Raw genomic sequence first — 25,313 nt, forward strand, 5'->3', positions numbered from 1 at the left:
AATACCGGCCTACACACCGGCCGCCTGCTCTTTTCATAAGGATAAGGTTATATATTTCTCGTTTCTCAATATTGGACAAACGCAGATCGCTTCGCCAGCGTGAGGCTGCCTTCAGTGCATAATGGAACACGCACCAGGCGGCGGGCCTGTGTCGGATCGCTGGGACCAACCCCGGGGAATTCGGCTTGGGTCATGGGGAGGAAAATACATTGAAGTTTGACCGGAATGCCGTTCTGTCGCTGAATCAGGAACAGATGGTTATGGCCATCTCGGCGGTTCTGTTCGTCCTGTTTTCGATTTTTCTCGATGGGTTTTTCCGGATATCGAACTTGCTCTCTCTTTTGCAGAGCGTCTCGATCCTGGGAATTCTGGCGATCGGAATGGCGGTCGTCGTGATCGGTCGCGGCATCGACCTTACGATGGTCGCGGTGATGGTGTTCTCGACTGGCTGGAGCTTCACGCTTTTCTCCGGAGGAATGCAGGTGGAGACGGCCCTTCTTTTGGGTCTGCTGCTGGCGGTGGCCTTCGGCGCGGTCAACGGATTCCTGATCGCCTATGTCGAGATTCCGGCCATCTTCGCCACGCTTGCGATGGCGACCGTGATTTCCGGGCTGGGACGCTTTGCCCTTGTGTCGAGCGAGAACATCTTCATCAGCGGCGATGTGGGCTGGTTTGCGTCTCTCGGAACCGGTGCGCTCGCGGCGGTTCCCATGCCGGTTCTGCTGTTCCTCATCATCTCCTGTCTCGCGTTCGTGGCCTTGCGCCTGACGCGTTATGGCGCCTTCGTCTACGCGATCGGTGACAATCCGCTCGCTTCGCGCAACAGCGGAATGTCTATCCGGCCCATGACGGTCCTGATGTACAGCTTCGCATCCCTCGTCGCTTTCTGCGCGGGCCTGATCATGGCGATGACCGTGTCATCGGTAAACACCAAGCTGGCCAGCTCGACGATGATCTACGACATCATCCTGGTCGTGGTGATCGGAGGGATCGGTCTGGCGGGCGGCAAGGGCAGTATCCGGAATGTCATTTCGGGCACGGTTCTCATCGGACTGCTGTTGAACGGTCTGACGATCATGAACGTGGATTATTCGGCTCAAAATATCATCAAGAGTCTGATCTTGCTGCTGGCCATCATCGTGGACTCGCTGCTCAACCCCCGCGACGAACAGACATCGCAGCAAGGCGACATCTAGAATTCCGGGTGGTCCAGACGGGCGATCCGGAAAAAGAACCACATTTCTAGGGAGGAAGACATGAAACTTTCTATGTTCAAGAGGATAGGTGCGGTCGCAGCCGTAATGCTGGGTGTCCTAGGTCAGGTCGCGCCGGCCTCGGCGGAGCGCCCGGATGACGGCCTGATCCTGAAGTACCAGAAGGCGTTTGAGGGCAAGACCGTCGCTTTCGTTCCGGTCACGATGGGATGGGACCTGACACAAGGCTGGATGGCCGCAGTGCAGCGGGATGCCGATAGGCTTGGCTACGAGCTGACGATCAGGGATGCCAACTATAGCGTCGATGCAGGCGCACAGGCTATCTCGCAACTTATCAACGAGAAGCCGGACATAATAATAATTCAGAACGCAGACATGCAGGCCTACGTCAAGCTTATCCGACGCGCAATGGACGCCGGCATCAACGTCATCCAGATGAACATGAAGACACCGGTCAACTCGGATGCTTTCGTCGGAGGAGACTGGTATGGCGTGGGCGTGGAAACCGCGAAAGAAGCGGCCCGTCTTTGTGGTTCTGGAACATCCGGAAAAATTGCCCTGATTCAGGGCCCGGTGACCGCACCGCCCAACCAGCTCGGCGTTGCCGGGGTCGAAGATACCTTGGTGGATTACCCGGATGCGACACTTGTGGCCACTCAGGCCGCGGATTGGGATGCCTCGAAAGCGCATTCCATCGCCTCCACGATCATCAAGCAGCACGACGATTTGTGCGGCTTTATCGGGCTGTGGGACAACATGGACGTGGGAATTGCCGCGGCCATCCGGGAATCCGGCAAGCAGGACCAAATCAAACTTGTCTCGACTGGCGGCGGAAACAAGGATCTCGGCTGCACCAATGTCGAAAGCGGGGCGTTCTCGTCGTATGTGAAGGTCGATACGCGCGATCAGGCCAAGGTGCTTGCCTCCGCGATCCAGATGTTGTTGCAGACGCAGCCGGAACCCGGCACGCAGCCCTTTGCCGTCTATACAGAGAACCAGATCCTGACACCGGATACGGTAGCTCCGACGTCCTGCTGGACCGTTGACCAGATCAAACTCGGCAACTGATCTCCAGGCACGGGCGATCGACCTATCTGGCGACGATCGTCCGAAGCCAAAACCCCCGGAGTATACGTATGAGTGCGCGCGAAGCCTATTTGCGCTGGCGATATCGCTTGTTTCCCGACCACGTCATGGGCGAGATCCTGTCGAAGAACTGGATCGACAATGCGATCCCGTTCATGTTCCTTGCCATCGCCGTCGCCGTCTTTTCCTTCATCATCCCGAACTTCCTGGCGATAGGAAGCCTCGGCACGATGGGCGAACTCCTGGCGGAATATCTGTTCGTCGCCATCGGTATGACGCTGGTTCTGAAAGCCGGCGGCATCGATCTCAGCGTCGGATCGGTCTTCGCCCTGTGCAATTTCTGCGCGCTTTATCTGGTCAATGCCCTGGGAATGCCGCTGATCGTCGTCATCCCGGCCGTTCTGGCACTTGGCGGTCTCGTCGGGGCGTTGAACGGAGTCCTCGTCGGATTCCTCGGGCTTCGCGCGTTTCTGACCACCTTGGTCACGCTCATCCTCGTACGCGCCATAGTGGAGCTGCTGTCCCTGAACTACGGTGTCGATGCCTCTTACTCGGAAACGCCGGTGCCAATGTGGGACTATCTGGGCTCAGCCCGGATCCTGGGAATGCCGCTCTCGCTGTTCGTTGCCGTCATTGTGGCGATCCTGACCCATATATTGATGACTCGCATGCGGTTCGGCTGGCATCTGAGCGCTGTCGGCGGGTCGCGCCGTTCCGCCTACAATATCGGCCTGCCGGTCAAGTGGATCGTGGCCCAGACCTACATCCTGTCGGGGGTCTTCACAGCGGCAGCCGCCTTGTTCTATGCCTCGCGACTCGGCAGCATAGGCGGCTCCGTCGGCGTCGGGCTGGAGATTGTTATCCTGACTGCCGCGGTCCTCGGAGGTAACAGTCTGGGCGGCGGGCGCGGGTCGGTCGCGAAGGCGATTATCGGAACCGTCATAGTGGTCATGGTCACCAATGCCTTGGTGCGCATGGGCTTGCGCACCGGCGCCGGCGACCTCGTGTTGGGTCTCATTCTGCTCGTGGCCGTGGCCATAGACGTGAAGTGGATGAAGAACCGCCTCAAGATCCTCAATCGCGCTTATGTCTCACCCACCTATTTTGCCCTGCCGCCGTGCCCGCCCACCGCCGAAGGGTCCGGTTCGCCCTATGAGGTCAACAACAAGCTCGCCTCTGCGCAACCGATCGGCAAGGGGGAGCTCGACGGGCCCGAGGACATCATCCTCGACGAGGACGACAATCTTTACTGCGGCAGCCGGCATGGCGACATCATCCGGTTCTTTGCGCCCGACTACCAACGACATGAGGTCTACGTACATATCGGCGGCCATCCGTTGGGAATGGCGTTCAACCGGGACCGGGAACTTGTCGTCTGTGTCGGCGGGATGGGGCTCTACAAGGTTACGAAGGATCGCAAGCCCGTAAAGCTCTCGGACGAGACGAACCGGTCCATGTTTTCGATCATCGACGACTCGCGCATGCGGCTCGCCGACGATCTCGACATCGCGCCGGACGGCCGGATCTTCTTTTCGGAAGCCACGATCCGCTACGAGATTCACGACTGGGTGCTCGACGCACTGGAATCGCGGGGCAATGGCCGCATCATTTGCTACGACCCGCGTGACGGGTCATCGCGCACTATTTTGCCCAAGCTGCAGTTTCCAAACGGAATCACGATGGCGGGTGACGGCGAATCCTTCCTCTTCGCGGAGACCTGGGGCTGTCGGATCAGCCGATACTGGTTCGACGGCCCCCGCAAGGGACAAAGAGAAGTCGTGATACCGGATCTTCCAGGTTACCCCGACAATATCAACAAGGCCTCCGACGGCACCTTCTGGTGCGCCATCATCGGCATGAGATCGCCCACCTTCGACCTCGCCCAGCGAATGCCGCAGCTCCGCCGGCGCATGGTCTACCGCGTGGCAAGCGACGAATGGATGTATCCGAACATGAATTCAGGATGCGTCTTCAAATTCGATCTGACCGGTCAGGTGCTCGACGTGCTCTGGGATCGCGACGGCATCAAGCATCCTTCGATCACGTCGATCCGGGAGCACAAGGGACGTCTGTTCCTGGGAGGGCTCTTCAACGACCGGATCGGTGTCTACGACATTCCCGGAGCCGACATGGAATGGACAGGCATCAGCCATTACTGGGGAGGCAAGTCCGGTGAGTAACCTCTTTGCCCGTATGTTCGACCGCTTCCGCGGCAGCGGCAGCGCCGCCATCACCCTGCCACCGATGGACGGGGCATTGCGTCCCAACACCCGCATCGATGAAGCCGAGGAAATGGCCGCCGTGACGGCTCCGGACAATATCGCGTTAGGAACGGATGGCATCCTGCTGTCGTCCGGCGCCCGGTTGCTGGGCCTGAGCCCATCGAAAACCATCGATACTCTCTGGACGGCGTCAAGCGACATCGTGTGTCTGGCGGCTCATCCGTCGGGCATGCTGGCCCTGGGGCTTGACGAGGGGCGTCTCGTCATCCGGGGCGGAGCGCATGACGGACGCGAGTTCACCAAACTGGGAGATCTGCCCATCGTGTCCCCTTCCGCCCTTGCCTTTGCCGATGACAATACCCTGTTCGTCTGTCTGGGCAGCCAGGATCACGGAATGAGCGACTGGAAGGTCGATCTGATGACACACAGCGCCAGCGGGTCTGTCTGGAAAATCGACCTTGGCAGTGGCGCAGCGGCCTGTATGGCGCAAGAACTCGCTTTCCCATATGGCGTCCACGTGACCGAAAACGGCAATATCGTCGTTTCGGAAAGCTGGCGTCATCGCCTGCTGCGGATCTCGCCGGATGGGAAAATCGGGGTCGTTGTCGATGAACTGCCGGGGTATCCGGCACGCATGGCACACGAGCGCGAGGGCGGAGACTTTTGGCTTTCAATCTTTGCTCCGCGCACGCAACTTATCGAATTCGTCCTGCGCGAAGACGAATACCGTCGTCGCATGGTGGATACGATCGACCCTGAATACTGGATCGCGCCCTCCCTGCATCACCCGCAGTCCTATCTCGAGCCCATGCAGGGCGGCAGCCTCAAGCAGCTCGGGGAACTCAAGCCCTGGGCGCCATCGCGATCGCTGGGGATTGCGGTGCGTCTGGATGGCAACGGGCATCCCGTCGAGAGCCTGCACTCCCGAGCGGACGGAGTGCGTCACGGCGTCACCAGTTGCCTCCCCACCGGCGATGGCCTGCTGATGACGTGCAGGGGTGGCGATATCGTCGTGCGAGCGAAGATATAGGGAGAGGATCATGGAGACATCCAAACTGATCGAAATGCGGTCCGTGACCAAGGAGTATCGCGGGGTTGCAGCGGTCCGAAACGTCGATTTCACGCTCATGCCCGGTGAGGTTCACGCCCTCTTGGGCGAGAACGGGGCGGGCAAGTCCACATTGACGAAGATGATGGCGGGGGTCACCCAACTGACCGAGGGCATGATGCTGCTCGACGGCCGGCCGGTTACCTTTATGACGCCCGGCGAAGCCTTGTCGCATGGTGTGGCCATGGTGTTTCAGGAAACCAGCCTCGTTCCCAGCATGACGGTCGCCCAGAACCTCTTCCTGGGCGAGGAGAAACTCTTCAACCGTCTTCGCGGCATCTACATCAGCGCCCAGCAGTTCATGCAATCGCTGAACTTCCAGGTGAACCCCTGGGCCGATGTCGGGACGCTCGGCGCCGCCCAGAAGCAGATGGTGGAGATCGCAAGGGCGGTGCGGCAGAACGCCCGGGTGATCATTTTCGACGAGCCCACGGCCACGCTCACGCCCGAGGAAAAGCGGCATTTCTTTGCGCTGGTCAAGGACCTCAGGCAGCGGGGTGTCGCGGTGATCTTTATCAGTCACGCCCTCGAGGAGGCGCTGAGCATCGCCGATCGGATCACCGTTCTCAGGGATGGTGAACTGGTGGTGAGCGATACCGTCGACAAGTTCGACCGGGAAAAGATCGTTCAGGCCATGGTGGGCCGCACCTTGTCGGACGATCTTTATCACAGCCACGGGGAAGACAAGATCCGCCGGCCGGGCCGGAAAATCCTGTCGGTGCAGAACCTCTCCATGTCGCGGGTCGTCAAGAACACGTCGTTTTCGATCTATGGCGGCCAGGTGACCGGCATATTCGGCCTGATCGGCTCCGGGCGCACCGAAGCCGCCAAGGTGATCTCCGGCATCTACAAGCGCGACTTCTTTCATGGCGGCGAGGTCAGGCTCGAGAACAAGCCCATTCGCTACCGGACCCCGCGCCCGGCCGTACAGGATGGAATCGTCTATGTGACCGAAGATCGAAAGGTCGAGGGGTTCTATGAAAGCATGTCGATCGCCGACAACATTCATCGTGCTGCACAGGCTGCCAATGTCAGTTCGAGCCTCTTCCTCAACTATTCCGAGATCAAGGAGATGGCCGCCGAATGGACGCGGAAACTCAACATCAGGGCCATCAATTCCAATGCGCGCGTCATCGAGCTGTCTGGGGGTAATCAGCAGAAGGTCGTGATCGCGCGGTCGCTGGTTCAGAAGCCGAAGGTGATCTTCTTCGATGAGCCGACGCGCGGCGTCGACGTGGGGGCGATCTCGGAAATCCACCATCTGATCAATACGCTGGCAGAAGAAGGAATCGCCGTCGTGGTAATCTCGTCTTACCTACCTGAAATCATGAATATATCCGACCGCATCCTCGTTTGCCGGGCCGGGCGTATCGTCGAAGAATTCACACCCGAAGATGCCACAGAGGAACGCATCATGTATGCGGCGGTGCACTGATGGCCGGGAGGATTGCTTCTGCGCCGCCTTCGGGTGGTCGCGTCTGCGTTGTCGGTGCGGGTTTCATGGGGTGCGTGATCGCAACGCTTTATGCGCGCCACGGCTATGACGTGGTCATCTGCGACAGTCAGGCAGCCATGCTCGAAAGTTATGCCGAACGTGCGCGGCCCATCGCTGCAAGCTTTTCCGATGACAGCACCGAAGTCGAGGCGATGGTGAACCGCGTCGCCACCGTGTCGTCCCTGAAGGATGCGGTTGCCGGCGCCTTCATGGTGCATGAGGCGGTGCAGGAGGTGCTTGAGACGAAGCAGGCTGTCTTCGAGGAACTGGATCGGCTGTGTCCGCCGGATGTTGTCCTGGCCTCGAACACCTCCTCGTTTCTCATTTCCGACATCGCCGAAGGTGTCTCCAGTCGTGAGCGTGTTCTCGGAATTCACTATATCACGCCGGGCCACATCATCCCGGTGATTGAGATCATCCACAGCAGCTTCACTCCGCCCGAGCTGATCGACTGGGCGCGCGCGTTTATCCATTCCATCGATCATGTGGGGGTGGCCTGTCCCGAACGGCCCGGCTTTCTGATTAACAAGATCCAGTTCGCGATGCTGACCGAAGTCTACCGGCTAGTCGACGAGGGTCTTGCCAGCCGCGATGATATCGACGCTGCCGTGCGCCTGAGCCTCGGGCCCCGGCTTGCCCTTTGGGGACCGCTATTGACGGAGGATCTGATCGTTTCGAAGAAAACCGCCCTGGCGGTGACGGATTCTCTTTACGAGCAGACGGGTGACGAAAACTACAAGGGGCGAAAGGCGCTTCGGGACTTGGTGGAGCGGGGCGATCTCGGCCTCATGACGGGGCAGGGTTGGTATGCATTCGAGGGTGATCGGAGCGAGACCATCATGGAACGCGACCGGCAGCTTACGGCACTTTTCGACTGGCTGCGCGAAGCCAACGCCGTCGACCGCCTCAAGGTAGAGTAGCGCATGTTTCCTGCTCCTCCCATGAGCTGGAGACGCAGATCATGGTGCAGATAACTCTGCACCATTTGACCGGATCTCCTTTTGTCCGCCGACGAGGCGGATTGCGCTTGTCGGGGTGGTGTATCGGGCAAGCGGCGCAACGTTGCCGAAGGGCTGCCTGCCAACATCAAATGATTAATTCCTGACCGAGACCTAGCGCATGACGAATGGATTGCTAATCTCAGTACTATAGGAAAGCCAAACCGATTTGGTTTCAAGATAGGGATCGATGGCCTCAATCCCGTTCTCGCGGCCAAGACCCGACGTTTTTAAGCCGCCAAACGGCATGAGGAAACTGGCGGCACGATATGTATTTACCCAAACAGTTCCCGCCTGCAGACGTTTGGGCGCAACGGTCGCGCGTTTAATACTGCTTGTCCAAACGCCGGCTGCCAGACCATAGGCGGTGTCATTTGCCAATTGATAAGCTTCGTCGTCATTCTTGAATGGGATGACCGACACCACAGGACCAAATACTTCCTCCTGTGCAATACGCATCTTGTTGTCCACATCGGCGAAAACCGTCGGCTCGACGAACCAACCGTTCCCGCATTCCGGACGCTCGGCTGGAGCACCGCCCAAGGCGCATCTCGCACCTTCGGATTTGGCAATATCGATATAAGAGAGAATCCGTTCGTATTGTGGCCTTGTCGTCACCGGACCGACTTGGGTTGTCAGGTCCATTGGATCACCCATCCTCGTTTTTTTTGCGAGCCCTACAAATCTTTCCAGATAATCGTCATAGATGCTTTCATGTACGAGCAGGCGAGAACCCGCGATGCAGGTTTGTCCCGTGGCCGCGAAAATTCCCGCGATTCCACCCGCGACAGCCGCCTCCAGATCCGTATCGGGAAAGACAATCTGCGCTGATTTTCCGCCCAGTTCCAACGTTAATCTTTTGAAGGTCGGAGCGGCATTCTGCATTATCTTCTGGCCTGCCAGTTCGCCACCCGTGAACGCGACCTTTGAAATTTTCGGATGCGAGGTCAACGGATCTCCGACATCCTGCCCAAACCCCGTAATGATATTGATCACCCCCTCCGGGAATCCCGCCTCTTTAACCAGGGCGGCGAATTCAAGCGCTGAAGCCGACGTGTGCTCTGATGGTTTGATCACTAGCGTGCAGCCTGCGGCCAAAGCCGGAGCCAGCTTCCACATCATCAGCATGAGCGGCGAATTCCACGGTACGATTGCCGCAACGACGCCCACCGGCTCGCGAAGCGTGTATGCAAACATATCCGGCTTATCGATCGGAACCACCGCCCCGTTGATCTTGTCGGCCAGCCCGCCATAAAAATACAGCCACTGGGGAATATAGCGGATCTGACCACCTACCTCTGCCAAAAGCTTTCCGTTGTCGCGAACTTCCACCGCTGAAAGATGATCGGCGTCGCGTTCAACAAGACCGGCGAGTTTTCTCATCAATGCTCCGCGCTCGGTCGGAGACATCTTACCCCAGACCCCGGCGTAAAGTGCACAATGCGCAGCTTCGATGGCATCGTTGACATCGCGTTCGTCACAACGCGGAATTTCCGCCCACGGTTCTCCGGAATACGGATTATAGCTCAGAAAGGTTTCCTTTGACGCGCTGTCACGCCAGCTGTTACCAATAAACATTCGATATTTCTTGAGTTCATCTTTCATTTCTGTCTCCCGGCATACCCGTCATGTTTCGCAAGAAAGCTCAAACCGGGCGTGACGATTTCACCGTCATCTCAACCGGTTGTCATGCCGTGGTTTAAATCTCGGCATTCGTTCCGGATCGGATCAGAGCATTGATGGCAAAAAAGTCGTCAACCCTGGAACCAACGCAAGAATCACCATGCCAATCACGAACAACCCGACAAAAGGCCAGGCCGCAGCAAACACCGATGACAGGGATCCTTCGTTCCAGGCGCTCTTTAGGGCGAAAAGGGTGTAACCGAATGGCGGGGTTATGCCGCCGACGGTGATGTTCACCAAAAACAGGAGCCAGAACCAGATCGGATCATATTCGAACCTGTCGATGATCGGCAGGTAGATCGGGATCACGATAAGCATCAGCGCGATCTGGTCGATAAACATGCACAGTATAAATGGCAGGAGCATCAGCATGAAGAGCATGAACCATGACGATACCTGCAATTCGACGATCCACTGCGTCAGGGCCGAAGCCCCTCCCGAAAATGCAAGCAGTTGGCTGAACAGCTTGGAACTTGCCATGATGATGAGGATCATGGCCGAGATCTTGGCTGACTCTCCTACCGCCTCCACGACCATTCGAATGCTGAGGTTCCGGTAAATGGCAGCGGTCATCAGCGAGCCCAACACCCCCATTGCTCCCGCTTCGGTCGGTGTGGCGACGCCCATCAGGATCAGCCCCATCACCAGTGCGATAATAATTGTGAACGGCAGAAGTTTTATAAGCGCCGTCGCCGCCTCAAGGAGACTGGGTCGGCTTTTAGCATCCTCATCCACAGGGGCGAGTGCCGGATTGCGCCAAATTCTGATGAACACGTAGGCCGCAAATAGCAAAGAGAAAACCAGCCCCGGAATAATCCCGGCAATAAGGAGACCTGCGATGGACACACCGGCCAGGGTGCCGATTATGATGACCAGCACACTGGGCGGTATCAGCGGCGCGAGGCTGGCTCCCGCGAGGATCGTGCCGATAGAAAGACGCGCGTCATACCCCCTGGAAACCATGCCCGGCAACAAAGAACGACCGAGCATTGCCGCAACGCCCATGGCGGCCCCTGACAATGTGCTGAAGACTGTGGCGAGCACTATGGACAAAATAAACTGCCGGCCGCGGACGCGCCCAACCAGCGTATCGATCGACTGGAAAAGAACCTCGACGGCTCTGCTCCTGAAAAGCAACTCGCCCATAAGAATGAATAACGGGATCGTCACCAGGGAGGAACTGGTCGCCGTTTCGAAGAAACTACCCGAGAACATGCCGAAACCTGCCGGTCCCAACAGCAGCATCGAAGCCCCGAGATTGACAACGAGAAAAGCCACGAAGACCGGCATGCCGCTGCCCATCGCCAGCAATAGCAGTCCCACGCCAACCAGAACAGCTGGAATTCCCTCGATCATTGGAACTGCCCCTTTGAGCCTTGAAAGCTTTGCCCGAACGCCATGCGCAGAAAACTCAGGCCGGTATTCAACATGCCCAGGAAAACAAATGAGAATAAGATCCATTTTGGAAACTGGATTGTTGTGAGCGTGACGGTCCCCCGCATGTACAATCGTTGGGTTTCACCAAAGAAAATATACGCTGTCCAAAGACAAACCCCGGCACCGACGAGAAAACCGAACCTTCGCAATATCCTGGCTTTGCGTTCGTCGAGCACGTCAAGAAATATAGAAACCGAAACGTTCCCATGGATTCGGGTGACATGGGGAATGACAAGAAAAACGGAAATCAGCAGAAGAAAAGAGACTGAATCGCTTGCCCATTTTGTCGGTGCGCCCAGGAAATATCGCATCACGACTTCATAGGCAAAAATCGCAACGATAACAGCGAGTGCCATAGATCCGAGTTGGTAGCCGATACTGATAGTAACGTCGTGAAGGCGCAAAAGCGTCCTGAACGAACGGTGGAACAAAGCCCTCATCCCTGACTCCGTTGTTAGCGTGAAAGATGGTTGCCCCAGAGGGGCAACCATCTGCATCTGCGGTCAGTCTGAGATATTGGCTTTGTTTGCCATGGTCCGAATTTCGGCAATCGCTTCGGGGTTGACGGTACTCGCCAACTCCGTCACGCCGTTGAACCAGGCGCTTTTGAGCGTGGCCGCAAATTCGGGCTGGAAATCGGTGGCTTCCATTCCTTCGGCGATCAGCATCTCCATTTCGGTCGTCGCAAGACCATCGAAAATTGTCGAGCTTTCTTTCTCATAAGCCAGTGCCGCAGCCTCGATCTCAGCTTTGGTTGTTTCATCGAGGCTGTTCCATGTATCGAGATTCATCAAAAGCATATGGCTGACTTGGCCAAAGGTCGGCCGCACGAAGTAATCGGCAACCTCGAACCAGCGATAGTTCACCGCGCCGACGGTCGGCCATGCGGCACCATCGACTACCCCACGTTCGAGTGCGGGGTAGATTTCCGGCCCAGGCAGAACAACCGGAGAGCCGCCGAGTTTCTCGATCACGGGATGATAAAGTGGAGTTCCCCGGATGCGACGGCCATTCAGTGCGTCTTCACCCAGAGGCTCTTTCAGGAGCATGTGGAAGCCGTTGCGATCATAGAACACGGCGATCAGTTTCAGTCCGACTTTCTGGTATTCTTGGTCGGCGAAATCCCAAATGCCGGAGTCATGAAGTTCTTCGCTGGAACCGCTTAATGCGTCTAAAGACATACCAACGGCAATATCGTTGTAGTGATATCCTCCATTTGTATAGAGCATATTGAATACGCCTTGCGCGACCGGATTGAACTGTTCGAAAGGCGGTACCGTTTCGGGACCAAACCTGGATAAGTTCAGATTTTCGGTGGTCTCGTTTTCGAGATACTCCATAAATGGCATCAAAACCTCACCGACGGCGGCATAGCTCTGATCCCAGCTTGAAAGGATTTTCAAATCGGCCGCCATCGCATGGTTCGTCGCGACATGTGGCAGTACAATTGACGCGACAAGGCCGTATATTATGTTTTTCATCTGCGTTCCTCCTGTTTTATTTTAAGCACATGGCTGATGGATACTTTGCCCCCAAAGAACCGACCGAATACAACTCCCGAATTCGGTTTGGTTCTCGTCTCGATCCATTCGGTTCCCTAGAAAACGATCACTCCTTTTCCAGACGCTTGTTTGTCCAAAAGCTCATAAGCTTTTCCGGCCTGATCGAGCGTCCAGCGATTGGAGAAAATTGCCTCGACGTCGACGCCGCGATCCACCGAGAACGTTCCGCATTCCTCCATGATGTTCGTTGAGAAGGTGAAAGACCCGACCACATTGATCTGCCTGAAAATCACGTCGGCGGAAAAATCGACTGACGCCGGCCTGCCCAGTCCGACAAACACAGCGGTTCCCCACAGCCGAAGGCACTTTATTGCATCGGTTATCGCCTGCTGCGCCCCCGATGTTTCGATCGAGAAATGTGCGCCTTTGCCGTGTGTCAGATCCCTGATCGCCTCGACCGCATTTGTATCCGCAGGGTTAATCGTTTCGGCGGCGCCGAAGCGATTGGCCATCTCGAGACGTTCTGCGTTAACGTCGAGTGCGATAACCCGTGCGCCCATTGCGGCAGCGAACTGGGTGCCGGATAACCCGACCGGACCCTGGCCGAATATTGCAACCGTATGGCTCGAATTCGGCTGGACCTTGCGAAGAGCTGAGTAAGAAGTGCCTGAGCCGCATGCGATCGCCGCACCGGCTTCGAACGAAAGGCTGTCCGGGAGCGTAACCAGCGTATGAGCTGCGCATTTCATGTATTTGGCATGCGCGCCATGTGCGGTCCAACCATAGATATCGGGAACCATGGTCTCGCAAATTTGAGGCCATCCCGTCCGGCATTGGTCGCATATGTGACAGCCGGAATAGTGATGTATCATGACGCGTTGGCCGATGCGGGCGACACGCTCGCTCACTCCCGGACCGACCGCAACCACAACACCGGAAGGTTCATGGCCTCCGATCATTGGCCCGTTGTCGCGCATGGTCTCGTAAGGTTTTCCCTTGGCCAGCTCACGAAATGCCTGATCGTCTGACGGTGCCCGATAGGCGTGCAGATCGCTCCCGCACAGACCTGACGCCTTAACTTCGATCACGACCTCTCCCGGCCCTGGAGTCGGATCATCGAATGTCATGATTTCAACCTTGCGATCCCCGGGAAACGTTACGCCTCGCATGTAATTCTCCCCTTTGCGCCATGCTTGAATTGGCAATTCCGCAGACGTGCGCATCCACTTGGCGCGTCGTTTTCCTGCATTTTCTAGCGAGTATTCATTTGGCCGGTCGGCCTGGTCTCCGCGAGCCAGTCACACAGCTCTTGAAGTCACGCCAGCTGCGCAAATGCTTCAGCCTGCCGGGAATTTTCTTCCAAAGCCATGCATGGTCACCTTGGGTCTCTCCTCCATGTCCAACCCCTTTAACTGGTAAGGCTCAAAGTCAGTCGCCTGAGCCGAAAAGCGGATCTCTTTGCTTTTTTTCTCGATATGACGTGCCTGGCGGCGCGCCTTGATCTGCGAAATCGTGGTGTACTGCGACGATGATTGTCCAATATGAATTTGGCGATGATTTATATTGTTCAGGTTATGTATTGAGTGATAAGAATAAGCTGTTGTCCGGCGTCGGCCTGCTTTCAGATAAAGCGTTTTCGAAGCGTCGATTTCGATAGCGTGCAGGTTGAGGGGAAGAGCAGGTATGTCTAAGTCGCTTTTGCAAAACGTAGATTTGCAGCTGCCAAACAGCTTTCTGCGTTCAAGGAATTTGACACTCCACAAACTCAATGTTTTCTGCAAGGTCGCTCAACTCAACAGTGTAACGCGCGCAGCGGAGCAACTTAATATTGCTCAACCTGCGGTGACGGCGCATCTGCGCGGTCTGGAGGAAAGTGTTGGCGCTCAGTTGGTGCAGAAAGTCGGTCGTAACATAGAGCTGACCCATGCCGGAAAACGGATATATACTTGGGCATCCGAGATCTTGCATCGCAGTTCTGAGATGTTTCTCGACCTTGTGGACATCAACAATGGCGGTCTGGAGAGAACGAAGATCGCAGCGTCGATGGTCGTGGGGACTTATAAGCTACCGGATATAATACTCGAAAATCATAGATCAAACCCATCGCACAAGGTTTCTGTGTCGGTCCTGACACCCTATTTGGCGACTGAGGCGGTCTTGAACGGCGAATGCGATTTTGGGGTGACGCTGATCAACCCAAACAAGGACACGTCCAAGCTTGAAATTGAATTGCTTTGGAGAGAGCCTCTCTACCTGGTCGCGGCTATCGAAAGCGACCTGGTCCAAGACGTGGCCGGGCTTCAAGAGCTTTCGTCCTTACCTCTCGTAACACCTCCCCGAGGTCAGATTGCCCGAGAACTAATCGATGAAGCGCTTCGGACAGTGGGATTGTTCAGAACGAATAGCGTAATGGCATTCGGTCATCCGGAACCGATTCTGAAGGCTATCCGAGCTGACGTAGGAGTGGGTTTCGTTTTCGAGAGCGCGCTCCCGCCTGACATGAACCAATACGGGCTGCGTTTCGTGAAAACTCCCGAAATCAGTTTATCAATGCCACTCTATCTCGTTTACAACAGCCAGGCCGTATTCACTGAAGCGCAAAAACAATTGATGGAGCGGATCAGAGCTGCGTTTGCCAGGAACTCGAGCGCCGCGTTGCAAAATCCCGCTGAGGCAACCAGCCCGTCATCGTGATCGAAGTCGGAAAAACGCCGGCTTCCAGCGCTCCAGACTTCGGTCTCAGCGCATCGACCAAAGGACTCCGCGCTAATGCGGAGGAAAAGGGATCTCAGATCAACTTGTCTGACAGTCCCGATGCTGGCTGAGCCGTAAACGTCTCATTCAATCGAGAAAACCTCGGAAACTCAACTTAGCTTTGCATGGATCCAATATGCTCAATACTTTTGCAGATGGTATGGGCAACAGCAATGGCCCTTGCGGTTGCCATCAGCATCTGCGGCAACACCATCCACTCAAGCGTCCAGGCCTTGCCCGATCGTTCCTGCTCATGCACCACCGAATGGTGCATGGCTGAGACCTGCACAGCGTTGAACTGAGCCAACGTCACCAGCAACTCTGCGCCGATAGGGTTTTTCTTATGCGGCATTGCCGAGGAGCCTCCTCCTCCAGACAGCGTTATTTCTTCGATGCCCTGCTGCTTCATCAATGCCACGTCCTGGCCGAATTTACCGAGCGTACCGGAGACAAGCGACAGGTAGCCTGCATATTCCGCCACTCCGTCGCGTGTCGCGTGCCATGCTTTATCAGTCGGGGCTAGCCTGAGTGCGGCGGCAATCTCCACAACTACTCTATCGGCTTTTTGACCCAGTGCTTTCCGATCGCCGGAAGCGCCTCCGATCTGAACCTTTTCCACGCGGGGCCGCAATTCGGACAGCCGCGCCAAGTGGTCGTTCAACGGCAATCTCCACGTTTGAACCCGATCGCGTACCTTGATCTTGGTGGCCGACTGCATCCTGGTACGTCCCATAAGAGGCTCATCGCCAAAACGTTTCTCTACGTCCTCGAAACTGCGATAAAGCGCTACCAGGCGCTGAGATAATAGGTCGGATGCTTCGCGCAACGTCAGTGCCAGCGCGGTGTCCATCACATCTTGTGAGGTTGCACCCTTGTGCACCACGTTATCCGGGGAAACGGCTTTCAACTGATCTACAAGCCGCGGAACCGGAACCCCGTCTTGACTCATGCCCCTGGCAATGTCGTCCAGGTCAATTTCCGCTGTTTCGATTGCCTCCGCCGCTGTCTCGGCCGTATCCGCATCAAACAACCCGACCTTTGCGCAAGCGCGCGACCACGCTGCCTCGAAGGCCAGCATATGTCTAATCTGGCGTTCCGGCGACAATATCCTGGCCATCTCCGCATCGCCAAAAAGACCGGAGAGCCAAGGGTGGTCGAAAACAGATAAGCTCACAAAAAAGGCCCTGAATTAAAGGGGCGACCCATGCCGCCCCCTTGGCAAAACAAACCGGAAATATCGCACGATGCTCTAGATATCGAGAAAGACGGTTTCTCCCTCGCCCTGGAGACGAATGTCGAAGCGGTATTTGCCCTCGCCGGTTTTCTTTGCGACGAGCGTTTCCACGCGATGGCGCTGTTCTATCCGGTTTAGCAGCGGGTCTTTCGAATTGTCCTCATCCTCGAAGTAAAGCCGAGTGTTGAGGCCGATGTTGATCCCGCGGGACACCACCCAAAGAGAGATATGCGGCGCACTTTCGACACCGCCACGGCCTTTGTAACGGCCGGGTTTGACCGTGCGCAGCGTGAACTCACCAGAGTCCGCATCCGCGGCAAAACGACAATGGCCGGTAAAGGCGGGATCGGCTCCTTCGGTGCCCGGGAAAATACCTCCCGCGTCACACTGCCAGCTTTCGATCAGTGCGTCCCGCATTGCCCAACCCGTGCCGTCGTAGACCGAGCCTACGATCTCAATGATATCGCCCTTCACGTCGCCCTGTATGGGGGTGGTGCCGATCTCTTCGTGATAATAGCCGGCATTGCCCGCATAGGTCGGCATCAAGCCGATATGAACATAAGGTCCAGCCGTTTGGGACGGAGTTTCGATCAAGTTGTCGAGTTTCTGTACCATTATCACATGCCCTCCAGTTTATTCTCAAACATGGTTTGGCGGCGACCGCGCAACACGATGTCAAATTTATAGGCGAGGAAATCGAGCGGCCGGGATTTCGAGAAGTCGAGCGGTGCGACGAGACGGTCAAGCTGACTGCGATCCTTGATCGTAGCGGCAATCGGACAATGATTGATGAGCGGATCGCCCTCGAAATACATCTGGGTGATCAGGCGTTGGCCGAAGCTGTTGCCATAAATAGATATGTGGATATGCATCGGACGCCAGTCATTGCCGCCGTTCGGCCAAGGGTAAGCTCCTGGACGCACAGTGAGGAATTCGTAATAGCCGTTTTCGTCTGTGATGGTCCGGCCGCAGCCACCGAAATTTGGATCGAGCGGAGCAAAGTAAGTGTCTTTCTTGTGGCGGTAACGCCCGCCCGCGTTGGCCTGCCAAATCTCGATTAGCGTATTGCGTACGGGTCGGCCCATCTCGTCCAGCACGCGACCATGCATCAGAATACGTTCCCCCACAGCCGGAGCTGCGCCCTTGGTCCAGTTTAGAACCAGATTGTTGTCCAACGGACCGAGCTTGCTGTGACCGAAGGTCGGGCCCGTCTCTTCCGACGGGGAACTTTCCATCGACAGAAGCGGCAGGTTGGGCGAGCGTGTTACGCTCGTTTTGTAACCGACATCGTAAGGGTTGGGATGGATTGCACGATTGCGCGGGATTAGTGGTCCTTGATCCCGGTTCGATAGGCCAGTCATTCTCTCTCCTCCATTTCAGCAAAGGTTTCCTTGGCAAGTTTCAGGGCATGGTTTGCTTTTGGAACTCCCGCATAGATAGCCACATGCTGCAGCGCTTCCGCGACATCGTCTTTTGACGCGCCCGTGCGCGCGGTGGCCCGGATATGCATCGGAATTTCATCGAAATTGCCTGTCGCCGCCAGAAGCGCGATGGTCAGCATGGACCGCTCTCTGCGCGAGATTTTGTCCGAGGACCACACTACACCCCAAGCCCCCTCGGTGATGAGGGTTTGAAACGGCAGGTCGAATTCAGTCTTCTTTGCCTCGGCACGATCCACGTGGGCATCGCCCAAAACCTCGCGCCGGGTCTTCATGCCCTGATCGAATCTGTTGTTCATTCGCTAATCCTTTCTACAAACTGCGTCAGCGCTTCGGTAAAAGCATCAGGCGCTTCAATCGCAGGCAAATGCCCGGTGTCTCCGAACATCACCAAACAGGCGAATGGAAGGTTGACGGCAAGCGCTTCGATCACTTCAGGTGGGGTTGCCAGATCGTACTTGCCGCCGAGTACCAGCGTGGGCTGTGTGATTTCACCCAGACGATCAGAAATGTCCGTGCCGGCAATCGCGGCACAGGTGGCGATGTACCCTTCTTGACATGTGCGTGCCAAAAGTGTGTGCCACAAAAACGCTTTGTTGTCCGCGAGCATCTTTGGTCCAAACCACCGTGGCAGAATTCCCTCGGCCATCGCTGCCATGCCGTGTTCGCGCACATCCGCGATACGCGTGTGCCAGCCCTCGGCGGCACCCAGCGTCGATGCGGTGTTGGACAAGACCAGGCCGTCAACGCGTTCTGGAGCCATTAAAGCGATGTGTTGCGCGATCAGCCCCCCGACAGAGCAACCGACGATGACTGCGCGATCCATGGCCGCCTGATCCATCGCGGCCAAAACATCGCTGGCCAGTTCCGGAATGCCATAGCCGGGAGGGGCGGTTTCGGACAGGCCGTGACCGCGCTTGTCCATGCGCAAACAGGCCCAGTCGGTCGGCAGGGCTGCTACCACCGCGTCCCACATCCGCAGATCCGTACCGAGTGAATTGACGAAAACCAGCTGGCTGCCCTCACCGGAACGGTGATTGGTGTGCATTATTCCCCAGTCGCGTGTTAGTGCTTGCATCGGTCCCTCCCGAGCAATCCTTCACATAATTTTTAGGTTTCGAAAAATACAAAAACGTGCCAAAAATATAACCAAATGAATATACCACCTGGTTTGAAACTGCGCCATATCGAGGCGTTTCTAGCGGTCGCGCGGAGTGGCACGATTTCAGCTGCTGCGCGGGTGCGCAATGTCTCGCAGCCCGCATTGTCCAAAACGGTCAATGAGCTCGAAACCATTTTAGGGACAGCGCTATTCGAACGGACCGGAAGGCGCGCAATCCTTACGCCGGCAGGAGAGGGCTTTCGCGCGCATGCATTGGCCGCGCTACAGAGTCTTGAGGCGGGGGTGCGCGATCTTTCGGGAAAAGTTCCGGTCGGATTGGTCAAAGTCGGGGTGTTGCCCACGGTTGCGGGGGGATTTTTTCCAACGGTTGCACTGGATTATCATCGCACGCATCGGGATGCGCGGGTTGGAATCATCACCGGGCCTAACCGCTATTTGTTGGAGATGCTGCGATCGGGGGGGATTGACTTCATGGTTGGGCGAATGCCGTCAGCCAAGAACATGCCGGGCCTGACCTTCGAACATCTTTATGACGAGCCGGTACTCCTCGTGGCGCGGGCCGATCATCCCGCGCTGGCAATGCCCGCGCCAAAGGCGCTGACCACTTTTCCGCTGATAGCCCCGAACCCCGGAGCGATCATCCGACAGATCGTGGATCAGTATCTGGTCGCGCAGGGACTGAGCGGGCTTGTTCCGGCCTTCGAGACGGTGGCCCTTCCCTTGGCGCTGTCTCTGGTCGAACAATCCGACATGCTGTGGTTTATCTCGCGCGGGGTCGTTGAGCGCGAATTGCGGCGGGGCACGCTAGCGGCAATCGAACTCAGGTCGGACTATATGGCTGGTTCGGTAGGGATTACGCGCAGGTTCACCTTCAACGAAGACAGCCCCGCCGATTTATTGGCGAGGCTGTTGCACAAGCGTGCGGAGGAAATGGTCGGCTGAGGGGTCTCGGGCCACTTTGGGAGCGATTTCGTTCCCTGGTCAAATCGGGTGCCAATTTCGAGGGGTCCTTCTCTCCGAGTTTCAGGTCGAACATGGTGCTGCTCGTGGCGCGCGCCGGACATTTCCGGCAAATGCCCCGGAGCGATGGCGCCGCCATGCCTGGCCCTTGGAAACAGAACTCGGCCAGGATCGGCTGCGTCCAGCTGATCGGTCGGTGCGGTACCGCCGGTGCGGTGTTCGGCATCGGATTGGCAGCGGCAGACGAGCCCCAGACGCAAAGGCCATGGAACATTTGTCCCATCTGCGGCGCCTCCGGTTGGCGACGGATGCGTTCTCCGATTGACAGTAATTAGAACTCTAAGATAACAGGTGTGCATGCAGGAGGACAAATCTGATGGACACCTTGAACCTTGACGCGAACCTGAAGCTCTCGAAACAGGCCGATCTTTATTACGGTGGCGCATGGGTTCCACCGGTCGAAGGCAGCTACGAACAAACGCTGAATCCGGGAACCGGCCAGCCGATTGGCATGGTCGCCACCGCGAGTCGTGCCGATGTCGATAGAGCGGTGGCGGAAGCGCTCAAAGGGTTCCATGAATGGCGTGATGTTTTGCCCCTGGAGCGGGCACGGATCCTGAAGGAAATTGCTACCCTTCTCCGTAAGCATGGAGACGAACTCGCACTGATCGACGCCGCGAATTGCGGGAATCCCTATACGGAAATGCGCGGGGATGCCGCGATTGCGGCGGCTCAAATGGACTTTTTTGCAGGCCTCGTGACCGAGATGAAAGGCGACACGATTCCGATGGGGCCGGACCGCGTCAACATGACATCGCGCCAGCCGCTCGGCGTGGTCGCACGTATCCTTGCCTTCAATCATCCTTTCATGTTCTGCGGCGGTAAGATGGCTGCGCCCCTTGCGGCGGGCAATGCCGTTATCATCAAGCCGCCGGTGCAAGCGCCTCTCTCGGCTCTTCGCCTCGCCGAAATCGTTGAAGGGTTGTTGCCGAAGGGCACCTTCAGCGTTTTGCCTGGCGGTGTTGAAGCCGGTGCGGGTTTGGCCGAGCATCCAGGCGTGGCCAAGGTAACGCTGATTGGTTCGGTGCCGGCCGGGCGCGCGGTGATGCGCAGTGCGAGCGCCACAGTTAAACCTGTCCTGCTGGAATTGGGCGGCAAGAATGCCTTGATCGCCTATCCGGACAGCGATCCCAAGAAGATCGCCGATGCGATCGTTGCCGGAATGAACTTTGGCTGGTGCGGACAGTCATGCGGTTCGACCAGCAGAGCCTTTGTTCATGAAGACATTCACGACGAGGTCGTTTCTCTCCTGGCTAAAGCAGTCGAGCGTTACAAGCCGGGCGTCCCGACCGATCCGACGACAACCATGGGAGCTATTGTCAGCCGAACTCAATTCGATCGCGTGCTGAGCTTCATCGAGTCGGCCGTGAACGAGGGCGCGCGTACGGTGACGGGCGGGCACGCGGTGACCGATGGCGCTTTGGCCGAGGGTTGTTTCATCGCGCCGACGATCTTCGCCGATGTGACACCGGACATGAGGATCGCTCGCGAAGAAATATTTGGTCCTGTACTGGCTATTCGGAAGTGGAGCGACGAAGTCGAAATGCTGAGAGAGGTCAATGCGCTCGAGCTTGGCCTGACCTGCGCAATATGGACACGCGATCTCGCTACCGCGCATCGAACGGCTGCACGCGTCGAGGCAGGCTTTGTCTGGGTCAACGAGGTCGGCCGCCATTTCCTGGGGGCTCCCTTCGGTGGGGTGAAGCAATCCGGTATCGGACGGGAAGAAGGGATCGGAGAGCTGATTTCCTTCACTCACGAAAAGAACATCCACATCAATTTGCTGGGCCAATAAGTTTGCGGTCGGGTGGCGTCCCGGCACGGCGCCACTCCATGGGTTTGCCGTCGATTGTATTCATTTGACAGCAGCCGACGAGGGCATCCGCGATCCTGCAGGCAGGCGCCCCTCGTTGTGAGACCGGCGAGTGCGCGGTGACAACCGAGAAGGAGCAAACACAGTGAACAGCTTTGCTAGGGTTCCGGACATCATATTGGAGCCTATGGTCCGAAACGCCATCATGGAGGATCTAGGAGGCGCCGGCGACGTTACGACGCGTGCCGTTCTTCCGGAAACCACGCGTTATCGGGCCGAACTGAAAGCCAGGCAGGCCGCGGTTGTTTCCGGTATGCAAGTTGCAGCCCTGACGTTTCGTCTGATCGATCCCACCCTGAAGATTGAAACGGTCGTTGCGGACGGTTCCGCTTGCAAAGCCGGCGATACGCTTTTGAAAGTCGAGGGACTGGCGTCGTCGATCCTCGCTGCCGAGCGTGTGGCGCTGAACTTCGCGGGCCGACTTTCAGGGACGGCAACGCTTACAGCTGCATACGGGCAGGCTCTCGAAGGGACCGGAGCCAGAATAACGTGCACCCGAAAAACGACGCCAGGCATGAAGCTTGTCGAGAAGCTCGCTGTTCTTCACGGTGGAGGCCATAATCACCGGTTCTCATTATCGGACGCCATCCTGATCAAGGATAATCACATCGCCGCGGCCGGAGGAATCAGGCCGGTTCTGGAAGCGGTCAAGCGTTCTGCGGGGCATATGGTCGTTGTCGAGATCGAAATCGACGGGCTTGGGCAATTGGATGAAGTGTTAGAGGCAGGAGGCGCCGATGTCATTCTGTTTGACAACATGTCGACCCAGGACATGGCAGAGGCCGTGCGCCGGATAGACGACGGTCGGATGAAGACCGAAGCGAGCGGCAATGTACGCATCGACCGGCTGCAAGAGATCGCTGCAACGGGAGTTGATTACATATCATCGGGAGCGTTGACCCATTCGGCTGGCACGGTCGATTTCGGACTGGATTTCTGATCTCACAGACAAAAAAGCGCGCGGCGGCGAAAATTCGCCGCTTTTTTTCGTCCAGCGCCCGGACCGTCAGTTGACTTGATTTACGTAATATGTGATTGAGTTATTTAATAAGTAATTCGCCTGAGTTTGGGAGGACGATGTGAGCGAAGACTGTTTCCAGCTCGGAATCGATATCGGTGGCACCTTTACGGACCTCAGCCTGTTGTCTCATGACGGCAGCGCATCGCACGCTCACAAGGTCGCAAGCACGCCGAGTTCTCCGTCGAAAGCCGTGGCACGCGGCATCAGCGAATTGATGGCTTCGATCGGCCGGCCGGCGGATGCGATCACCTATTTCGTGCACGGCCAGACGATCGCGCTGAACGCGGTCCTGGAGCGGCGCGGCGCGCGAGGTGCGCTGATCGTCAGCCAGGGAAATCGAGATATCCTGGAAATTGCCAGGCTGCGAAAGCCTGACATCTTTAATCTGAAGGCCGCGCTGCCGGATGCCATAGTCGCGCGGCAGGACGTGTTTGAGATCCCGGCGCGTGGGGATGACGAGGACTTCTCGGTTGCCGATGACGCGATAGAGGCGACGATCTCGAGCCTGCCCGCCGAGATAGAAAGTGTCGCGATCTGCCTTTTGGGGTCTTACAGAGGCCCGGCGGTCGAAAAGAAGATCGCCGATCGGCTACGTGAGGTGCGGCCTGAGCTTTACATTTCGTGCTCATCCGACCTTTGGCCGGAAATCCGTGAATACGAGCGGGCAAGTGTAGCCTCGCTGAATGCATACGTTCAGCCGATCATGAGCCGCTATGTTGATGACCTGTCTATCGACACGCAGCGGGTGGGGCTCGATACCGCCTTGCAGATCACTCAGTCGAATGGCGGCATTCTCAGCGCGTCCAGCGCCAAGGTAAAACCCGTGAACACCATGCTGTCCGGACCTGCGTCAGGCGTGGTCGGCGCAGCCTATGTCGCGGCGCTGAGCGGCATTTGCGACGCGGTGACGCTGGACATCGGCGGCACCAGCGCCGATTTTTCAATCATTCGAGACCGGGAGCCGGTCTACTCCACCGATGCGGCGGTCGGCGATTTTCCAATCGTCATGCCAACGGTCGATGTTTTCGCAGTGGGAGCCGGGGGCGGCTCCATCGCATGGTTCGATCCGTTTGGAATCCTTAAATTGGGTCCGCAAAGTGCAGGCGCCGATCCGGGGCCAGCCTGTTACGACCGTGGCGGCACCGAGACGACAGTCACCGACGCTTACTTGGTTGCCGGCTACATTGACCCCGACAAATTCGCTGCGGGGAACCTGCCATTGAAGCGTGAGAACGCTTTGGCGGCGGTGGGTCGCATTGCCAGCCGACTGGACTGCTCTGTCGAAGCTGCGTCCGAGGCCATTCTGCGTCTGGCTACCGCCACGATGACCAGCGCAATTCTTCCGATGATGACCAAGCGGGGTTTGGATCCACGCGATTTCACGTTGATCTCTTTTGGCGGTGCCGGGCCGACGCATGCCTGCCTTTTGGCCGAAGAGGTCGGCATAAAACAAATTCTCGTGCCGCGATCGCCAGGCACCATGTGCGCTCTGGGAGCGACTATTGCTGACTATCAATATAACTTCATCCGAAGTTTGAGGCGTCCGCTGGCGTAACTGGATTCCGGGGTCTTGCGCGAGGTTTATCGCCAGCTAGAGCAGGAGGGACGCAACAGCCTCGCTTCGGAAAGCCCGATAATCGAACGTGTCGAAGTCTTGCGTTCTGCAAACATGCGGTATCGCGGCCAATCTTTCGATGTCGACGTCACGTTGCCGGCAACGCTGGAGGTGGACGCCCTGACGCCAGAGCTGCTGGCGCAGAATTTTCACGATACCTACGAGACGCTGTATCACAACAGCGATCCCGGGTCGGCGGTTGAACTTGTGTCATTGCGGGTCAAGGTCGTCGGGCGGAGGCGGAAACCCATGCTGCCACCGGCAAGAGAACGGACCAACTCCGCCAAACTGGAGCCCACCGGCCAACGACCGATCTTTCATAGCGGGCGGCCTCATGTCGCTTCCGTTTTCAGTCGCGACGACATACGCGATGGAGACCGTGTCGAAGGACCTGCCGTAATCGAGCAGGCTGACACGACCACCATTGTCACGCCGGGTTTTGCGGCGCGCTGCGATGGCGCCGGCAACCTTCTCATCCATGCTACGTAG

The 25,313-nt window shown here is 57.2% G+C and carries 22 protein-coding genes; 12 read left to right on the top strand and 10 right to left on the bottom strand.

Going from position 1 to position 25,313, the window contains the following annotated elements; genetic code table 11:
• The first annotated feature begins 209 nt into the window (after positions 1-209).
• The 6 genes from FIU93_RS06935 to FIU93_RS06960 all read left to right on the top strand — a co-directional run bounded on the left by FIU93_RS06935 (position 210) and on the right by FIU93_RS06960 (position 8,045).
• Positions 210-1,196: an ABC transporter permease gene (locus FIU93_RS06935; RefSeq protein WP_269585038.1), complete on the top strand. Its 987-nt coding sequence runs from the start codon at positions 210-212 to the stop codon at positions 1,194-1,196.
• 60 nt (positions 1,197-1,256) lie between these two features.
• Entirely contained in the window at positions 1,257-2,282 is a 1,026-nt protein-coding gene (locus FIU93_RS06940) for a sugar ABC transporter substrate-binding protein (RefSeq protein ID WP_152505180.1), read from the top strand.
• Between the two features lie 68 nt (positions 2,283-2,350).
• Positions 2,351-4,480, top strand: coding sequence for an SMP-30/gluconolactonase/LRE family protein (locus FIU93_RS06945; RefSeq protein WP_152505181.1), 2,130 nt, complete (start codon positions 2,351-2,353; stop codon positions 4,478-4,480).
• Positions 4,473-5,552: a strictosidine synthase gene (locus FIU93_RS06950; protein WP_152505182.1), complete on the top strand. Its 1,080-nt coding sequence runs from the start codon at positions 4,473-4,475 to the stop codon at positions 5,550-5,552. The genes FIU93_RS06945 and FIU93_RS06950 overlap by 8 nt, the downstream gene beginning before the upstream one ends.
• 10 nt (positions 5,553-5,562) lie before the next feature.
• Positions 5,563-7,065: a sugar ABC transporter ATP-binding protein gene (locus tag FIU93_RS06955; RefSeq protein ID WP_152505183.1), complete on the top strand. Its 1,503-nt coding sequence runs from the start codon at positions 5,563-5,565 to the stop codon at positions 7,063-7,065.
• Complete coding sequence (locus tag FIU93_RS06960; RefSeq protein ID WP_152505184.1) at positions 7,065-8,045, top strand: 3-hydroxyacyl-CoA dehydrogenase family protein; 981 nt, start codon at positions 7,065-7,067, stop codon at positions 8,043-8,045. The genes FIU93_RS06955 and FIU93_RS06960 overlap by 1 nt, the downstream gene beginning before the upstream one ends.
• Positions 8,046-8,237: 192 nt before the next feature.
• Here FIU93_RS06960 and FIU93_RS06965 read toward each other — a convergent pair whose 3' ends face one another.
• From FIU93_RS06965 to FIU93_RS06985, 5 genes are all read right to left on the bottom strand, one after another.
• Positions 8,238-9,728 carry an aldehyde dehydrogenase gene (locus FIU93_RS06965; protein ID WP_152505185.1) on the bottom strand — a complete coding sequence of 497 codons (1,491 nt, stop codon included), beginning with the start codon at positions 9,726-9,728 and terminating at the stop codon, positions 8,238-8,240.
• 123 nt (positions 9,729-9,851) lie between these two features.
• Positions 9,852-11,162, bottom strand: coding sequence for a TRAP transporter large permease (locus FIU93_RS06970; RefSeq protein WP_152505186.1), 1,311 nt, complete (start codon positions 11,160-11,162; stop codon positions 9,852-9,854).
• A complete protein-coding gene (locus tag FIU93_RS06975; RefSeq protein ID WP_173013794.1) occupies positions 11,159-11,683 on the bottom strand; it encodes a TRAP transporter small permease in 525 nt (174 codons plus the stop codon). The genes FIU93_RS06970 and FIU93_RS06975 overlap by 4 nt, the downstream gene beginning before the upstream one ends.
• Before the next feature lie 63 nt (positions 11,684-11,746).
• Positions 11,747-12,724, bottom strand: a complete 978-nt coding sequence (dctP, locus tag FIU93_RS06980; RefSeq protein WP_152505188.1) for a TRAP transporter substrate-binding protein DctP — start codon at positions 12,722-12,724, stop codon at positions 11,747-11,749.
• A gap of 116 nt (positions 12,725-12,840) precedes the next feature.
• Positions 12,841-13,914, bottom strand: a complete 1,074-nt coding sequence (locus FIU93_RS06985; RefSeq protein ID WP_152505189.1) for a zinc-binding dehydrogenase — start codon at positions 13,912-13,914, stop codon at positions 12,841-12,843.
• Positions 13,915-14,428: 514 nt separating this feature from the next.
• On the opposite strand from FIU93_RS06985, the gene FIU93_RS06990 reads away from it, so the two are divergent.
• Positions 14,429-15,439 (top strand): LysR family transcriptional regulator, encoded by a 1,011-nt coding sequence (locus FIU93_RS06990; protein WP_152505190.1) that lies wholly within the window; start codon positions 14,429-14,431, stop codon positions 15,437-15,439.
• Between the two features lie 175 nt (positions 15,440-15,614).
• On the opposite strand, the gene FIU93_RS06995 is transcribed toward FIU93_RS06990, so the two are convergent.
• From FIU93_RS06995 to pcaD, 5 genes are all read right to left on the bottom strand, one after another.
• On the bottom strand, positions 15,615-16,673 hold the full coding sequence (locus tag FIU93_RS06995) for a 3-carboxy-cis,cis-muconate cycloisomerase (protein ID WP_152505191.1): 1,059 nt from the start codon (positions 16,671-16,673) through the stop codon (positions 15,615-15,617).
• Between the two features lie 75 nt (positions 16,674-16,748).
• On the bottom strand, positions 16,749-17,348 hold the full coding sequence (gene pcaG / locus FIU93_RS07000) for a protocatechuate 3,4-dioxygenase subunit alpha (protein ID WP_152505192.1): 600 nt from the start codon (positions 17,346-17,348) through the stop codon (positions 16,749-16,751).
• A gap of 2 nt (positions 17,349-17,350) precedes the next feature.
• The gene (gene pcaH, locus FIU93_RS07005) at positions 17,351-18,094 is read right to left on the bottom strand and encodes a protocatechuate 3,4-dioxygenase subunit beta (protein WP_152505193.1); all 744 of its coding nucleotides are present in this window, start codon (positions 18,092-18,094) and stop codon (positions 17,351-17,353) included.
• Complete coding sequence (gene pcaC / locus FIU93_RS07010; protein WP_152505194.1) at positions 18,091-18,471, bottom strand: 4-carboxymuconolactone decarboxylase; 381 nt, start codon at positions 18,469-18,471, stop codon at positions 18,091-18,093. Before pcaC ends, pcaH begins: the two co-directional genes overlap by 4 nt.
• A complete protein-coding gene (gene pcaD, locus FIU93_RS07015; RefSeq protein WP_152505195.1) occupies positions 18,468-19,250 on the bottom strand; it encodes a 3-oxoadipate enol-lactonase in 783 nt (260 codons plus the stop codon). The genes pcaC and pcaD overlap by 4 nt, the downstream gene beginning before the upstream one ends.
• Positions 19,251-19,325: 75 nt before the next feature.
• Here pcaD and FIU93_RS07020 point away from each other — a divergent pair, with 75 nt between their 5' ends.
• The 5 genes from FIU93_RS07020 to FIU93_RS07040 all read left to right on the top strand — a co-directional run bounded on the left by FIU93_RS07020 (position 19,326) and on the right by FIU93_RS07040 (position 25,313).
• Entirely contained in the window at positions 19,326-20,237 is a 912-nt protein-coding gene (locus FIU93_RS07020) for a LysR substrate-binding domain-containing protein (RefSeq protein WP_152505196.1), read from the top strand.
• Positions 20,238-20,631: 394 nt separating this feature from the next.
• A complete protein-coding gene (locus FIU93_RS07025) occupies positions 20,632-22,110 on the top strand; it encodes an aldehyde dehydrogenase family protein (protein WP_152505197.1) in 1,479 nt (492 codons plus the stop codon).
• 163 nt (positions 22,111-22,273) lie between these two features.
• Positions 22,274-23,128 carry a carboxylating nicotinate-nucleotide diphosphorylase gene (gene nadC / locus FIU93_RS07030; RefSeq protein ID WP_152505198.1) on the top strand — a complete coding sequence of 285 codons (855 nt, stop codon included), beginning with the start codon at positions 22,274-22,276 and terminating at the stop codon, positions 23,126-23,128.
• A gap of 139 nt (positions 23,129-23,267) precedes the next feature.
• On the top strand, positions 23,268-24,764 hold the full coding sequence (locus FIU93_RS07035) for a hydantoinase/oxoprolinase family protein (protein ID WP_152505199.1): 1,497 nt from the start codon (positions 23,268-23,270) through the stop codon (positions 24,762-24,764).
• A 15-nt stretch (positions 24,765-24,779) separates the two neighbouring features.
• Complete coding sequence (locus tag FIU93_RS07040; RefSeq protein WP_152505200.1) at positions 24,780-25,313, top strand: hypothetical protein; 534 nt, start codon at positions 24,780-24,782, stop codon at positions 25,311-25,313.

The sequence above is a fragment of the Labrenzia sp. THAF35 genome (assembly GCF_009363595.1).
Lineage (GTDB): Bacteria > Pseudomonadota > Alphaproteobacteria > Rhizobiales > Stappiaceae > Roseibium > Roseibium algicola.